The organism is Leifsonia sp. HAY1-4F, assembly GCF_056755275.1.
In genome coordinates, this window is sequence record NZ_JBNDHX010000096.1 from 1 (window position 1) to 14,441 (window position 14,441).

Sequence of the window (14,441 nt, forward strand, 5' to 3'; positions counted from 1 at the left end):
CGGCGCTGGCCGGGCTGCTGCGCGAGATCGAGGCGGAGATCCCGCCGACGACCGAGCTCGTGGTGCCCTCCCGGACCGTGCGCCTCCCCCTCTCGTGGGACGATCCGGCCACTCACCTCGCCATCGAGCGCTACATGAACGGCGTGCGAAGCGACGCGCCCTGGACGCCCTCCAACATCGAGTTCATCCGCCGGGTCAACGGCCTGGACTCCGTGGATGACGTCTACCGCACGGTCTTCGATGCCAGTTACCTGGTGCTCGGGCTCGGCGACGTCTACCTGGGGGCGCCGGTGGCGACGCCGCTGGATCCCCGGCACCGGCTGGTGACGACCAAGTACAACCCGGCGCGGACGTGGACCGCCGAGAACTCGGTCGGGATCGGCGGCGCGTACCTCTGCGTCTACGGCATGGAGGGACCGGGCGGCTACCAGTTCGTCGGCCGGACGGTCCAGGTCTGGAACCGGTTCCGCCGCGGCGGGCTGTTCGCCGAGAGCCCGTGGGCGCTGCGGTTCTTCGACCGGATCGAGTGGTACCCGGTCAGCGCGGACGAACTGCTGGAACTGCGGGCCGAGACGGATGCGGGACGCGGCGACGTCGAGACCGTCGACGGCACCTTCGCGATCGCCGAGCACGAGGAGTTCCTCGCGGCGAACGCCGACTCGATCGCGGACTTCCGCTCGCGTCAGACGACGGCGTTCGAGGCGGAGAAGGCGCGGTGGCGGGGGTCGGGCGAGTTCGACCGTCAGCAGCAGACCGCGGTCGCCGCGGCGGTCGACGAGATCGTCGTGCCCGACGGCTCCATCCCGGTCTCGGCGCCGTTCACCTCGACGGTCTGGCAGATCTCGGTGGAGCCGGGCACGCCCGTCCGGGCCGGCGATCGTGTGATGGCGCTGGAGGCCATGAAGATGGAGTCCCCGGTCGTCGCGCCCATCGACGGCGTCGTCTCCGGCGTCTACGCGTCGGCGGGCGATCAGGTCTCGCCCGGCCAGATCCTCCTCTCGATCGGAGCCCACGAATGAGTTCGCTGCTGAGAGTCCGCGAGGCGTACGCGCGCCTCCGCGCCGCCGACCGCCCGGAGATCTGGATCGCGCTGCGCGATGAAGAGGATGCGGCCGCCGCAGCCGCCGAGGTGGATGCGCGCGTCGCCGCGGGCGAGTCCCTCCCGCTCGCCGGACTCGTCACCGCGGTCAAGGACAACATCGACGCCGCGGGCTTCGCGACCACCGCCGGCTCGCCGAGCTTCGCCTACCGGCCGGAGCGCGATGCGACGGCCGTGGAGCGGCTCCGTGCGGCCGGCGCCGTCGTCATCGGGAAGACCAACCTCGACCAGTTCGCGACCGGTCTGGTCGGGACCAGGAGTCCGTACGGCGCCGTCCGCAACGCCTGGGATCCCGAGCGGATCTCCGGCGGCTCGAGCTCCGGCTCGGCCGTGGCGGTGGCGCTCGGCATCGTCGACCTCGCCCTCGGGACGGACACCGCCGGATCGGGACGGGTGCCCGCCGCGCTCAACGGGATCGTCGGCGTCAAGCCGACCCGCGGGCTCGTCCCCGCGACCGGCGTCGTGCCGGCCTGCCGCAGCCTCGACTGCGTCACCGTCTTCGCCCGCGACCTGGCGCTCGCCCGGCGGGCCGCGGAACTCCTGGCGGGAGACGACGGGCTCGACCCGCTCGCCCGCCGGCCGGCAGAGGTGGCCGCGAGAACGGTCGACGCGCTGCCCGCGCGGCCGCGGGTCGCCATCCCCACCGCTCCGCACCTCGCCGGGCTGGCTCCGGGGTGGGTGGAGGCGTTCCACGCGGCGGTCGCGCAGCTCGCCGCATCCGGGGTCGAGATCGTCGAGGTCGACATCGAGCCACTGCTCGCCGCCGCGAGCCTCCTCTACGAGGGCGCCTTCGTCGCAGAGCGCTACGCGGCGGTCGGAGCCCACCTCGAGGCGCACCGTGATCTGACCGGCGGAGACCTCGATCCCTCGGTCGCGCAGATCGTCCTGGGGGGAGCATCCAGCACGGCCGTCGAGCTGTTCCAGGACCGCGAGCGGCTGGACCGGCTCGCTGTTCAGGCGCGTGACGCGCTCGACGGCTGCGACGCCCTGCTGACCCCGACGACCACGTGGCATCCGACCCTCGCCGAGGTGGCCGCGGATCCCCTCGGCGCGAACAGCCGGATGGGCCGCTTCACCAACTTTGCGAACCTCCTCGATCTGTGCTCGCTCGCCATACCGGCGGGCTCCGTGGCGGGGCTGCCGTTCGGTGTCATGCTCACTGCCGACGCGTTCCACGACGGGGTGATCGCACGGATCGCCGAACGCCTGCTTTCACCCGCCGTCGACCTGCTGGTGGTCGGCGCGCACCTCACCGGTCAGCCGCTCAACGCGCAGCTCGTCGCGGCCGGCGGCTCGTTCGCCGGATCGGTCACGACGAGCGCCGAATACCGGCTGTTCGCCCTCGATACGGCGCCGGCGAAGCCCGGGATGCTGCGCGTGCGCTCCGGAGGCGCCGCGATCGCGGGAGAGCTCTGGAGGCTGCCCGCCACCGGTTTCGCCCGATTCGTGGACGCGCTGCCCTCGCCGATGGCGATCGGCCGGGTGACGCTCTCCGACGGCCGGGTCGTCGCGGGGTTCCTCTGCGAACCGGTCGCCGTGGAGGATGCCGCCGACATCACCGCGCACGGGGGCTGGCGCGCGTGGCTGGCGGAGGCGTCCACCCTACGCGAGACGGTGCCAGAATCGATGGCATGAGTTCGTCGACCGTCAGCCAGAGCCGACCGGGCCGGCCCCGCGCCGAGGCGGGCACCTCCGAGGCGGGGACCTCCGGGCTGTCGGCTCGGGAGCAGATCCTGGATGCGGCCGCGGCACTCTTCGTCGAGTCCGGGTTCTCGGGCACGTCGACGCGTGCGATCGCCGACCGGGTGGGCATCCGGCAGCAGTCGCTCTACTACCACTTCGCGGGCAAGGACGAGATCCTCGTCGAGCTGCTGAGCAACTCCGTCCGGCCGGGCAACGAGTTCGTCCGCATCATCGAGTCGCACGTGTCGCTCGGGGCGGACGGCGGGCGCGACGGGCGCGGAGCCGCCGCCGGGGCCTTATATGCCCTCGCGAGCATGGATGCGGCGACTCTGCGTGCGACCCCGCACAACATCGGCGTTCTGTACCTGCAGCCCGAGATCCAAGACGAGCGCTTCGACGCCTTCCGGGCGGAACGCGCCGGGCTCCGGGAGGCGTACGGACGCCTCGGTGCCGCAGCCGCGCATCCCGAGGTCGCGGCAGTTCTCGACGAGCGGCATCTGGGCACGCTCCTCATCCAACTCGCCGAGGTCGTCATCCAACTCCGTAGCGAGGGCGACGCGGACCCGGCCGACGACGACACGATCGCGGCGTCCTGCCTCCGCGTCCTCGGGCTGACGACCCCCGAGATCGAGGCCGCCCGCGTCGAGGCGGAGGAGCTCATCGCCCGCTGCGCCGAACTCGCCGACGATGCGGAGAGCTCGCGCGCATAGCGCCCGGCCGCGTGCCCGTCCGCTCCGCCGCTGCGCTCCGCGCCGGGCGCCACCCCCAGCAGGGTGACTGCGCCGATTCGGAACGTCTGCGGCCCGGCGAGCAACGGCATACGTTCCAAACCGCAGCAGACACCGTCCCGGGACCGGACGCAGAAAGAAAGTCTTCCAATTTTGCAACTTCTCTGCAAAACTCTGCTCCAACCCGCTAGCCCCTCTCCGTCCACTTACCCCGGGAGCCCCCATGACGACCTCTCGCACCGGCCGGCGCTTGCGCACTGCAGCGATCACTGCAGCCACACTCGCGACCGTATTGACCCTCACCGCCTGCGGACATTCCTCCACAGGCAGCGGCGCAGCCGCCTCCACCACCGTCGACACCAAGCCCGCCACCGGGACAGTGACGCTCTGGGCGCCCGACGGCGACGCCACCGTGCTGAACAAGGTTATCGCCGGCTTCAAGAAGAAGAACCCCGGCCTCACTCTGCAGGTCACCCTCATCCCCTCGGACCAGTACACGACCAAGCTCCAGACGGCAATGTCCTCAGGCACGCTGCCGGACATCGCCCAGCTCTACACCGAGGCGGAGACCCAGTACACCGCCTCGGGGTCCTTCGCCCCCGTCCCCAGCGGGCTCGTGGACCCGTCGACCTTCTTCCCGGCGGCATGGGACAGCGGAGACTACAAGGGCGCGACCTACTCCGTACCCTGGTACGCCTACACCCGCGTGCTCATCTACCGGAAGGATCTCGCAGCCGCAGGCAACGCGACCGCGCCCACCACCTGGGACCAGAGCATCCCGTTCTACAAGGCGCTCCAGGCGGGCGGCGCGACGATGGGTCTCGGCGGCGACGTCGGTTGGGACACCTACAACGGTCAGGACCTCGCGATCTCCGCGCACCAGGCCGGATCGAGCCTCCTGAACGCCGACGGCACCAAGTGGGACTTCGACAACAGCGCTGTGATCTCTGCGATCGAGCACGAGACGAGCCCGTTCCTCCAGAAGGTCGCGGCGATCGACACCCCGCAGTTCCTCGATGCACAGCCGTATTTCGTCGCCGGCAAGACCGCATCCATGATCTCCGGACCATGGGTCATCGCTTCGCTCGACCAGACGGCCAAGCAGAAGGGCTGGACCGCGGAGCACGTCGCCACGGCGGTGCTCCCGAAGGGACCGAAGAACAGCTCGGGCGAACTGGGAGGCGGCAGCTGGGCCGTGAGCAAGGACTCCAAGAACATCGCATCGGCATGGAAGGTCATCCGCGAGATGGCCGCGGAGTCGACGCAGGTTGCGCAGTTCAAGGCCTACGGCAGCATGCCGGCGGTCCAGGCGGCGTGGAAGGATTCCTCCATCACGAGCAACCCGCTCTACGACGCGTTCTTCACTCAGCTGAAGAACATCGAGCCCATGCCGCAGGTGTCGACGTGGGGCCAGGTCTCGACGGCCATCGGAAAGGAGTTGGAGGCTGTGGCACGCGGCACGGAGACTGCCGCTCAGGCCGCTAAGAACCTCCAGTCGCAGGCCGACACGATCGGTACCGGGAACTGACATGGTCCTGACCGCCTCAGTCACCCCGCGGGCGCGCACTGCGCGTCCGCGGGGGGCGTCGCCCATCCGCCGAGCGCGGAGCAGCTCGCTGATCGCGTGGGCGTTCATGGCGCCGTTCGGGGTCGTCTTCCTGCTCTTCACTGCGCTTCCGATCGTCATCTCGCTCGCTACGAGCTTCACCGACATGCGCAGCACCGATCTGCGCACTCCGTTCAACGTCGACTTCGTCGGCATCCAGAACTATCTGGCCCTCCTCAGCGATCCGGCGTTCCTGCGCTCGGCACTGAACACCCTGATCTTCGTCGTCGTCGGCGTGCCGGTGACCATGGCCATCGGGTTCGCGCTGGCGCTGGCGCTCGACTCCGGCATCCGTCGCTTTCGCACGGTCTTCCGCGGGCTGTTCTACGCACCCGTCGTCACGAACATCGTGTCGGTCGCGCTCATCTGGCAGTACGCGTTCAACCAGGACGGCACCGTGAACAAGGTGCTCGCGAGTATCGGCTTCGCCGGCCCGAACTGGCTGGGCGACGTCCACCTCGCGATGCCCGTCGTGATCCTGCTCGGGATCTGGCGCAACTTCGGAACCGCGATGCTGCTGTTCCTCGCGGGTCTTCAGGCCGTGCCCGAGGATGTGCAGGAAGCGGCAGCGATCGACGGCGCCGGCCGCTTCCGCCGGCTCTGGTCGATCACCCTTCCGCTGCTCATGCCGACGACGCTGCTCGTCTCCGTGCTGCTGTCGGTCTTCTACCTCCAGGTGTTCGACGAGCCCTATCTGCTGACCGATGGTGGGCCGCTCGGTTCGACCCAGTCGCTCGCGCTCTTCACCTATCACCAGTTCGGCTTCGGCAACTTCGGCGTGTCCTCCGCTGCCTCCTATCTCCTCCTGCTCCTGGTAGCGGTGTTCAGCATCGTGCAGTTCCGTGTTCTGAGGCCGCGCTCATGACGACCCGCCGAATCCCGACAGCCTTCTTGTACCTGGCACTCGTGCTGGCTGCACTTCTCACGATCCTCCCGTTCATCTGGGTGGTCTCCGGCTCCCTGCGCAGCATGACCGACTTCCGGTCCGATCCCGGAGCGTGGCTGCCCTCCGTCGTGACGTTCGAGAACTACGGCAAGCTGTTCTCGACCGCCGGATTCGGTGGCTACCTGGCGAACAGCCTCGTCGTCGCGGCGATCACGGTCGCCGGCAACGTCATCGGCGGCGCTCTGGCGGGCTACGCGCTGGCGAAACTGGAGTTCCGCGGCAAGCGGCTCGCCTTCGGCGCCGTGCTGATCGCCCTCATGATGCCGTTCTCGGCGACCTTCGTGGCGCAATTCATGGTCACCGTCAACCTCGGCCTCATCGACACCCTCACGGGAATCGCGCTGCCCAGCGCTGTCCTCCCGATCTCCGTCTTCATCGTCCGCCAGTACGCCGGCAGCATCCCCGACGAACTGCTCGAAGCGGCGCGGATCGACGGCGCGGGGGAGTTCCGGCTCTTCGCCACGATCTTCCTGCCGCTCGCCGGCCCGGCGCTTGCGACGGCGACGATCATGGCGTTCCTGGCCTCCTGGAACAACTTCATCTGGCCGCTCATCGTCGCCCAGCAGACGTCGACCTACACGCTGCCGGTCGGCCTGGCAGCGACGCAGCAGGCGGCGCAGAACGTCACGGACTACGGTCTCGTGCTGGCGGGAGCGGTGGTCGTGATGCTTCCGGTCCTCGCCCTGTTCCTCCTGCTGCAGCGCTACTTCGTCCAGGGCATCGCGGCCGTGGGGCTCAAGTGAGCGCCGGTCTCGTCGTCGATGCGCCCGCCGGCCCCATCTCCGGCGGGGTGGATGGGCGCGTCCGCCGGTTCCTCGGTGTGCCCTACGCCGAGGCTCCGGTGGGTCCGTTGCGCTTCGCCGCGCCGCAGGCTCGAGGGGCGTTCACCGCTCCGTTCGAGGCCATCCGTCACGGCGCCACACCGCAGCGGGTACCGCTCTTCGCAGCGACCACGATCCCCGAGCCCAGCATTCCCGGCGACGACACCCTCAACCTGGACATCTTCGCCCCGGAGGAGTGCGCCGACGCGCCCATCCTGTTCTGGATCCACGGCGGCGGCTACATCGCCGGGTCCCCTGCCAGCCCCTGGTACGACGGCAGCGCGTTCGCGCGGGAGGGCGTCATCGTCGTCGTTCCCTCTTACCGGCTCGGCCTCGACGGCTTCGGCGTCATCCCCGGCTGTCCGGACAATCGGGGTCTGCTCGACCTGATCGCCGCGCTGCGGTGGGTGCGCGAGAACGCGGAGGCATTCGGTGGAGATCCGCGTCGGGTCACGATCGCTGGCCAATCGGCCGGAGGCGGCGCGGTGCTCGCTCTTCTCTCGTCCCGAGCCGCGGAGGGCCTGTTCCATGCCGCCGTGAGCGTGTCCGGGATCGATGCGAGCTTCGATCGCGCGGGGGCACGTTCCGCTACGGCCGCCATCGCCCGCGAACTCGGCGTCGAGCCGACCGCTGAGGGATTCGGTCCCCGCGACGACGGAGAAACCATGCGAGCGATTCTGCGACTGAGGGATGCGGAGACCTCCTCCGCCGCCCTCGCCTTCGGACCCGTCCACGGCGACGACGTCCTGCCCGAGCCCATCCCGCTGGCGCTGCGACACCGGGGCACCGGAGTTCCCCTTCTGGCCGGGGCGACCGCCGACGAATTCGACGGCGGGCCCACCCCCGAGGATCCCGGCCGGCCGGATCCGTCCTCCCCGGAGGCGGTCGCGGCGAAGGCGGCTGGAACGCGGGCGACCGACATCCTCTTCCGTGCGACCTGCGTGCGTACCGCCGCGGCGCGTGCCGGCGGACCGGGCGGCACCTGGCTCTACAGTTTCGACTGGCCGTCGCCGGTGACCGGTGCGGCTACGCATTGCATCGACGTCCCGTTCCTGTTCGGGAACCTCGGCGCCGACGGCGTGACCGCCGCGCTCGGTTCCGCACCACCTCCCTCCCTGCAGTCCGCGATGCACGGCGATGTCCTCGCCTTCGTCCGCGGCACCGAGCCCGCCTGGCCGCGTGCCCGCGGAGCCGCGAACGACGCGACCCGCGTCTACTCGGCGGACGGGGAATCGGTCGTCGGCTACGGTTCATTCGACCCGTGCCTGCACCTGGCGGATCGACCATGAACGTCCGCCATCCACGAGGGGAGCTCTAGAGTGCCGGGCCTGGACCAGACCGCCGTCCGACGGGTGAACACCGCGGTCGTGCTCCGCGCGCTCGCGGCGCAGGACGAGGAGGTGACACTGCAGTCGCTTGCCACGTCCACCACGCTGAGCCGCCGAACCGTGGAGATCATCCTCGCGGACCTTCTCGCCGTCCGATGGGCGGAGGAAGCCGTCGCCCAGAGCGGCGGCGGCGCGGGGAGACCCGCGCGACGGTTCCGCTTCGCAGCGGAACGCCGGCTCGTCGCGGGCGTCCGGATCGACACCCACTACGCGCACGGCGTCGTCGCCGACCTGCGCGGGCGCATCCTCGGCCGCGCCCAGCGCGCCCTCGGTGACGACTACTTCTCCCCGGAGCGTGCGGTCAGCCACGCCGCGGCCGCTGTGCGAGCCGCCGCCGTTGACGCCGGACTCCCCGTCGATCGGCTGAGTGCCGGTGGAGTGGCCGCCGGTGGTGTGATCGACCCCGACACCGGCACGGTGCGGCGACTGGTGCACGCGCCGAACTGGACCGGCTTTCCACTCGCCGATGCCCTCTCGGCCGAGTTCGGCATCCCCTGGGCGGCGGACAACGATGCGAACCTCGCCGCGCTCGCCGAGTTCCGCGAAGGCGCTGCCGTCGGACGCCGCCACATCGCCTGGCTCATGCACGGGCATCGCACAGGCGCCGGCTTCATCGTCGGCGGCGAGCTCCACCGCGGGGCCGGCGGCGCCGCCGGAGAGCTCATCGAGTCACGCGTGCTCGGGCTCGAACGCAATCAGGACCGGGCGATCGGCCTCCTCACCTCCCCCCTGGCGTCGGAGCGGGAGCGCGGGATGGCCGCCGTCCGGGCCGCGCTCGCAGGAGCCGGAGAAGCGCGCAGCGACGCCGCCGGGCTCGCCGCAGAGGTCGCTGAGATCATCGACGTCATCGCGTGGACGATCGCACCCGAACTCGTCATCCTCGGCGGTGGCCTGGAGGCCGGAGCCGAGCTCCTCATCCCGCTGGTGCACGCCCGGCTGCGCGAACTCGGAGCTCCCGACGTCGAGCTCGCCCCGAGCACCGTCGGGGCCGACGCCGCGATACGGGGTGCCGTCCGCCACGCTCTCGACCGGATCGACGCCGACCTCTACGGCCCGGCCGTCGCCTGAACCCACGACAAGGAACCCCTGTGACTTCATCCCCGCCGATCGCCGACGTCCTCATCGTCGGAAGCGGCATCATGGGCGCGGCCACCGCCCGGCTCATCCGCGAGTCGGCTCCCGGGATGCGGATCGTCATGATCGACGGCGGCCCGGCGATCGGCGCCACCCCCGGCCTGCACCTGCACGATGTCGAGGAGCCGGAACTCTGGTCCCAGTACAACGAACGCGTCTCCAGCGGCATCCAGGGCTTCTACGCGGGGACGGCACCGGAGCCGAGCCGGGCCGGCGGGGTGGACGGGCTGGAGGCGGGGATGCACCTCTTCTCCGGGCTGGGCGACGACGCCGGCGCGATGCCGATGGCCGGCGCGGCCTGGAATGTCGGCGGAATGGGGGCGCACTGGACCGCGGCCACACCCTGGCCGGCCGGCGCCGAGGTCTTCGACTTCGGGGATCCCGGGCGCTGGCACGCCGACCTGCAGACCGCCCGCCGCGTGCTCCAGGTCCGCCCAGCGCCGATCGGCCCGACCGCTCCCGGGCGCATCGTGCTCGACGCGCTGAACGAGCGGTATCGCGGCACCGGGCCGAGCGAACGGATGGCCCAGCCGATGCCGATGGCGGTCACCCCCGCTCCGGATGGGACCCTGCTTCGCACGGGCCCGAGCCGGATCTTCCCGCCCATCGCCACGGGCGGCGACGAATCGTTCACCCTGCTGCCCGGCACTCTCGCCGTCGGCCTCGACCACGACGGCGGTCGCGTTCGCGGCGCGGTCGTGCTGGACGTCGCCAGCGGCGAGCGCCGCGTGATCGAGGCGGCGACGACCATCGTCTGCGCAGACACCTTCCGCACGCCGCAGCTGCTCTTCGCCTCCGGCATCCGCCCGGATGCGCTCGGCCGTCACCTCAACGAGCACGCCTTCGTCACCGGTCGCGTACTCATGGAGCTCGAACGGTTCGGCCTCCGGCTCGACGGGCTACCGCTGGCCGCCGACGGCGAATTCGCGACCGACTCGCTCTGGCTGCCGCAGAACGGCCCGGCTCAGCCTTTCCACGGCCAGATCATGGACTCGACGTACCTCGACGACGCGGGAGCGCCGCTCGCACACGCCGTCGGGGTCTCCCTCTATACGCCCGTGCAGTCGAGACCCGAGAACCGCATCCACTTCATCGATGGCGAGTCGGATCTGACCGGGATGCCGCGGTTCGAGATCGAATTCGGCTACTCGGCGTCCGACCTGGCCCTCATCGACCAGGCGCGCGCCGAGATGATCGCGATCTCGGAGCTGTTCGGAGCGTTCGACCCGCTGACGGAGTCGGCCCTGCTTCCCCCGGGCTCGTCCCTGCACCAGACCGGCACCGTCCGCGCGGGCCTCGCCGACGACGGCAGCACCGTCTGCGACCCGGATGGGCGCGTCTGGGGCTTCGACAACCTCTTCCTGGCGGGCAACGGAGTCGTGCCGACGGCGGTCGTCGCGAACGCGACGCTGACCGGCACCATCACCGCCGTCCGGGCCGCCCGTGCTGCCGCGCGGGTCCTGGACCACGCCTGACCGGCGAACCCGAACGGAGAACACCATGCGCCTGGCGCACTCGCTCGCCGATCGTGGCGCATCCAACCCCGAAGGACAGGAGAACTCATGACGATCCCCGTGCACCGCGACCGCATCGCGCTCAACGCCATCCAATGGATCAACGTCAAGGCCGACCCGGACGACCCCGAGAGCGAGGACCTCTGGCGTTACGCCGACCCGGCCTTCCGGGCCGACTACCCGGGTGTCCTCGACCAGATCCGCGACGCCGGTTTCGGCGCGGTCATGATGGAGGTCCTCGCCACCCAGACGCTCCAGGACTTCGCGCGGATGATCGAGGCATCCGGCCTCGCCCTCGCACCCGGGTACGCCTCCATCCCGATTCCGAGCGACCACTCCGTGCTCCTGCCGCCCGGGACAGGGGAGCGCGTGCACTGGTTCGACGGCATTCGCCGCAAGGCCGAGGAGAGCAACTGGTCCGGGCTGTCGACCGTGTTCCTCGCCCCTGAGGTCAGCTGGGAACCCGGATTCGTGCGCACGCGCGACGCGGTCGCCGTCGGCGCGGGCTTCCGGCAGGACCGTCTCGACGAGCAGATCGAGTTCCTCGGCGAGGCCGCAGAGGTGCTCCGCGCAGAGGGTGTGCGCGCGGGGCTGCACAACCACGTCGGCACCTGGATCGAGACGGAGGACGAGATCGAGCAGACCCTCGCCGCGATCCCGGCCGAGTTGCTCGGCGCCTCCTTCGACATCGGGCATCTCGCCTGGGCGGGAATCGACCCGGCGACCATGCTGCGGCGGCACGCCGATCGGCTCATCGACATCCATCTCAAAGACCTCGACCTCGAGATCTCGGACGCGAGCCGGCGGGAGCCCACCCCGTACAACGTCGCCACCGACCGCGGCCTCTTCCTGGAGCCCGGACTCGGCGACCTCGACCTGGCCGGGACACTGTCCGCCCTGCCCGCGGATTTCGGAGGCTGGGTGATCATCGAGGTCGACCGCGCCAGCATGGAGCCGTTCGCCTCCGCACAGGCCAGCTGGGCCTGGGTGGAGGCGAACATCCCGGCTTCGTGACCGGCGGCGCGTTCGGGAGCCTCGTGACGGGCGGGTGCTTGAGTCGCCGATCCGCCGATCCGCCGATCCGCCGATCAGGAGGCTGCGGGCGCGAGTTCCTGGGCAAACATCACCAGGATCCCGCTCGGCCCGCGCAGGTACGTGAGCTTGTAGCTGTCCTCGTAGGTGGCAACGCCCCGCAGGGGGTGGCAGCCGTGGCGCGCGGCGATGGCCAAGGCCTCGTCGATGTCGTCGACGGCGAAGGCGACCCGGTGCATCCCGATCTCGTTGGGACGCGTGGGCTCGGTCTCGATGGCGTCCGGGTGGAGGTATTCGAAGAACTCGAGCCGGCCGTGACCGTTCGGTGTCTGCAGCACGGCGATCTTCGCGTGGTTGCCGTCTAATCCGACGGCCGTGTCCGCCCACTCGCCGCTGACCGTGTCCCGCCCCACCACGGTGAGGCCCAGGTCGGTGAAGAACGCGATCGCCGCCTCGATGTCTCGGACCGCGATCCCGACGTTGTCGAGTCTGATGCCCATCAACTTCCCCGCTCTGCCTGTCCGCGTCCCGCTATCGGCCGTCGCTCGCCTCGTGCTCCGGTCGAGCCTTCCGCAGGCCGGGCACGGCCGGGTCGACGAGGTCGGCGTATTCGGGATGGCGGTCGATGAAGGTCCAGACGATCGGGCACAGGATGGTGACGGTGATGCCGCGAGTTCGGACATCGTCGAGCACGCGCCGGATCAGTTCGGTGGCGACACCCTGACCGCGGTACTCGGGGAAGACGGCCGCCGCGACGAGGACGCGTCGGTTCTCGCTGACGACGTTGTACGTCAGGCCTCCGATCACCGTGTCCCCGGCGATGGCCTCGTACGTGGAGGTCGTGGCATCGTCCTCGACGTAGAAGTTGATCGTGGGTGAGTGGTCGTCGGCGGTCACTTCGTCGATGAGGACGACTTGGTCCTGGGTGAGGGTGCCGACGCCGTCGGGGTACCCGGCTTCGTCGGGGTACTCGAAATCGCCGCTGGTGCCGGATTGCTCGGTCATGGTCTGTCCTCGTCCTGGTCGTGCGGGTTGCGGTCTCTTCAGGAGCCCATGGTGATGATGGTCTTTCCCTGACGCCGCTCGGTCGGGTTGAGCGCCTCGACGGCGTTGTCGAGAGCCGCGATTTCGCCGATGTTCGTGCGGAGTCGACCATCCCGGATGCGCTGGACGATCTCGATGAGTTGTGAGGGAACTGACTCGACGACGAAGTCGACCGAAAGGCCCTCGTCGGGTCGCCGCTCGCCCAGTCCCGTGACCGTCACCAAGGTTCCGCCGGGACGGATGAGGCCGACCGACTGCTCCTGGATGCTGCCCCCGATGACGTCGAACACCAGGTCGACGCCTCCCACGTCTTCGAGCCGGTCGTTCTCGAGATCGACGAACTCGTTTGCGCCGTAGTCGAGCGCCTTCTGCCGGTCGGCGGAGCGTCCGGTGCCGATGACGTAGGCGCCGGCTTCGCGGGCGAACTGGGTCACCATCGTGCCGACGGCGCCGGCCGCGCCGTGGGCGAGGACCGTCTGGCCCGACTGGAGGCGGCCGTGCTGGAAGAGGCCCTGCCAGGCGGTGAGTCCGGCGATCGGCAGGCTGGCGCCGACCGTGTACTCCACGTCGCCCGGAAGCGGCGCGAGGTTGCGCGACTCGACGGCCACGTACTCCGCGAGCGTCCCGTCGCGGTGCCAGTCCGAGATCCCGAACACCCGCTGGCCGATCGACAGTCCCGTCGTGCCGTAGCCCAGTGCCGTGACGACGCCGGCCAGCTCATGGCCGAGGATGGATGGCGCCCGGTCCCGTCCGGCGCGATCGCTCCAGGTGGACGGCCAGCCCACCTCGGTCGGAACGTATCCGGCCGCGCGCACCTGGACGACGACATCGTTGATCGCCGGGCGCGGATCCGGGCGGTCCGTCAACCGCATACCGGCCGGTCCCTCGGCCTGATCGGTCACCACTATCGCCTTCATGGGCGCCTCCTCCGCGTCGATCGCCACTCTCGTCGCTTCTAATCTGGACTAAATAGTCCTCTTTTGCAAACTGGGACATCGCGACACGCCTTCATGGTACGTTCCCCGCCGAGATTCGTCACGAATGTGCCGGCCGAGGCGGCTGAGCGCGACATTCGTCACGAATGTGCCGGCGGCAGGGCGGGCCCGCTACTCGAAGTGGCCCGCTCGGGCGGCCTCGACGAAGGTCGCGTAGTCCTCCTCCGCCTGGGCGGCGTAGGCGTGCGCCCACTCGGCCGCTGCGCGCACGAAGGCGCCTCCCGTGCCGACGTATCCCGCGACGAACTGCGCCTTCGGCGAGCGCGCGTGCGCCCGTCCGAGCACGGTGGCGCACGACTGCGCGTACTCGCTGAACTGGGTGGCGTTCATGTCCGCGATCTCGAACGACGCGTTCCGGTTGCGGAAGATCCGCATGTAGAAGCTGTGCCCCTCCACGGTCAGGTAGCCGAGGAACGGATCGGAGACCGCCTGCAGGATGCGCTGGCACCCG

General features: G+C 70.2%; 14 protein-coding genes. 10 read left to right on the forward strand and 4 right to left on the reverse strand.

The genetic code is table 11. From position 1 onward, the window contains the following. The 10 genes from ACPYOG_RS15575 to ACPYOG_RS15620 form a co-directional block, all read left to right on the forward strand. The coding region (locus tag ACPYOG_RS15575) for a carboxyltransferase domain-containing protein (RefSeq protein ID WP_481295087.1) at positions 1-1,019 on the forward strand (1,019 nt) is incomplete at its 5' end. Continuing rightward, a complete protein-coding gene (atzF, locus tag ACPYOG_RS15580; protein WP_481295088.1) occupies positions 1,016-2,734 on the forward strand; it encodes an allophanate hydrolase in 1,719 nt (572 codons plus the stop codon). The genes ACPYOG_RS15575 and atzF, both read left to right, overlap by 4 nt. Continuing rightward, positions 2,731-3,492, forward strand: a complete 762-nt coding sequence (locus ACPYOG_RS15585; protein ID WP_481295089.1) for a helix-turn-helix domain-containing protein — start codon at positions 2,731-2,733, stop codon at positions 3,490-3,492. The genes atzF and ACPYOG_RS15585 overlap by 4 nt, the downstream gene beginning before the upstream one ends. Before the next feature lie 241 nt (positions 3,493-3,733). Then, positions 3,734-5,038 (forward strand): extracellular solute-binding protein, encoded by a 1,305-nt coding sequence (locus ACPYOG_RS15590; RefSeq protein ID WP_481295090.1) that lies wholly within the window; start codon positions 3,734-3,736, stop codon positions 5,036-5,038. A gap of 1 nt (position 5,039) precedes the next feature. After that, complete coding sequence (locus ACPYOG_RS15595) at positions 5,040-5,981, forward strand: carbohydrate ABC transporter permease (RefSeq protein ID WP_481295091.1); 942 nt, start codon at positions 5,040-5,042, stop codon at positions 5,979-5,981. Further along, complete coding sequence (locus ACPYOG_RS15600; RefSeq protein ID WP_481295092.1) at positions 5,978-6,805, forward strand: carbohydrate ABC transporter permease; 828 nt, start codon at positions 5,978-5,980, stop codon at positions 6,803-6,805. The genes ACPYOG_RS15595 and ACPYOG_RS15600 overlap by 4 nt, the downstream gene beginning before the upstream one ends. Next, a complete protein-coding gene (locus tag ACPYOG_RS15605) occupies positions 6,802-8,172 on the forward strand; it encodes a carboxylesterase family protein (protein WP_481295093.1) in 1,371 nt (456 codons plus the stop codon). Before ACPYOG_RS15600 ends, ACPYOG_RS15605 begins: the two co-directional genes overlap by 4 nt. A 30-nt stretch (positions 8,173-8,202) precedes the next feature. Next, the gene (locus tag ACPYOG_RS15610) at positions 8,203-9,339 is read left to right on the forward strand and encodes an ROK family protein (RefSeq protein ID WP_481295094.1); all 1,137 of its coding nucleotides are present in this window, start codon (positions 8,203-8,205) and stop codon (positions 9,337-9,339) included. Positions 9,340-9,359: 20 nt separating this feature from the next. Further along, positions 9,360-10,880: a GMC oxidoreductase gene (locus ACPYOG_RS15615; RefSeq protein ID WP_481295095.1), complete on the forward strand. Its 1,521-nt coding sequence runs from the start codon at positions 9,360-9,362 to the stop codon at positions 10,878-10,880. Positions 10,881-10,967: 87 nt separating this feature from the next. Beyond that, positions 10,968-11,933, forward strand: a complete 966-nt coding sequence (locus tag ACPYOG_RS15620; RefSeq protein ID WP_481295096.1) for a sugar phosphate isomerase/epimerase family protein — start codon at positions 10,968-10,970, stop codon at positions 11,931-11,933. A 74-nt stretch (positions 11,934-12,007) separates the two neighbouring features. Here ACPYOG_RS15620 and ACPYOG_RS15625 read toward each other — a convergent pair whose 3' ends face one another. The 4 genes from ACPYOG_RS15625 to ACPYOG_RS15640 all read right to left on the reverse strand — a co-directional run. Beyond that, the gene (locus ACPYOG_RS15625; protein WP_481295097.1) at positions 12,008-12,451 is read right to left on the reverse strand and encodes a VOC family protein; all 444 of its coding nucleotides are present in this window, start codon (positions 12,449-12,451) and stop codon (positions 12,008-12,010) included. Between the two features lie 31 nt (positions 12,452-12,482). After that, positions 12,483-12,956 carry a GNAT family N-acetyltransferase gene (locus tag ACPYOG_RS15630; RefSeq protein WP_481295098.1) on the reverse strand — a complete coding sequence of 158 codons (474 nt, stop codon included), beginning with the start codon at positions 12,954-12,956 and terminating at the stop codon, positions 12,483-12,485. Positions 12,957-12,994: 38 nt separating this feature from the next. After that, a complete protein-coding gene (locus ACPYOG_RS15635; protein ID WP_481295099.1) occupies positions 12,995-13,912 on the reverse strand; it encodes an NADP-dependent oxidoreductase in 918 nt (305 codons plus the stop codon). A 189-nt stretch (positions 13,913-14,101) separates the two neighbouring features. Further along, on the reverse strand, positions 14,102-14,441 hold a 340-nt coding region (locus tag ACPYOG_RS15640), incomplete at its 5' end, for a DUF2252 family protein (RefSeq protein ID WP_481295100.1).

What these genes read in the sequence shown, in the direction of transcription:
- atzF (WP_481295088.1), top strand. Translation starts at nt 1,016, where the DNA reads ATGAGTTCGCTGCTGAGAGTCCGCGAGGCGTACGCGCGCCTCCGCGCC.
- ACPYOG_RS15585 (WP_481295089.1), top strand. Translation starts at nt 2,731, where the DNA reads ATGAGTTCGTCGACCGTCAGCCAGAGCCGACCGGGCCGGCCCCGCGCC.
- ACPYOG_RS15590 (WP_481295090.1), top strand. Translation starts at nt 3,734, where the DNA reads ATGACGACCTCTCGCACCGGCCGGCGCTTGCGCACTGCAGCGATCACT.
- ACPYOG_RS15595 (WP_481295091.1), top strand. Translation starts at nt 5,040, where the DNA reads ATGGTCCTGACCGCCTCAGTCACCCCGCGGGCGCGCACTGCGCGTCCG.
- ACPYOG_RS15600 (WP_481295092.1), top strand. Translation starts at nt 5,978, where the DNA reads ATGACGACCCGCCGAATCCCGACAGCCTTCTTGTACCTGGCACTCGTG.
- ACPYOG_RS15620 (WP_481295096.1), top strand. Translation starts at nt 10,968, where the DNA reads ATGACGATCCCCGTGCACCGCGACCGCATCGCGCTCAACGCCATCCAA.
- ACPYOG_RS15625 (WP_481295097.1), bottom strand. Translation starts at nt 12,451, where the DNA reads ATGGGCATCAGACTCGACAACGTCGGGATCGCGGTCCGAGACATCGAG.
- ACPYOG_RS15630 (WP_481295098.1), bottom strand. Translation starts at nt 12,956, where the DNA reads ATGACCGAGCAATCCGGCACCAGCGGCGATTTCGAGTACCCCGACGAA.
- ACPYOG_RS15635 (WP_481295099.1), bottom strand. Translation starts at nt 13,912, where the DNA reads ATGAAGGCGATAGTGGTGACCGATCAGGCCGAGGGACCGGCCGGTATG.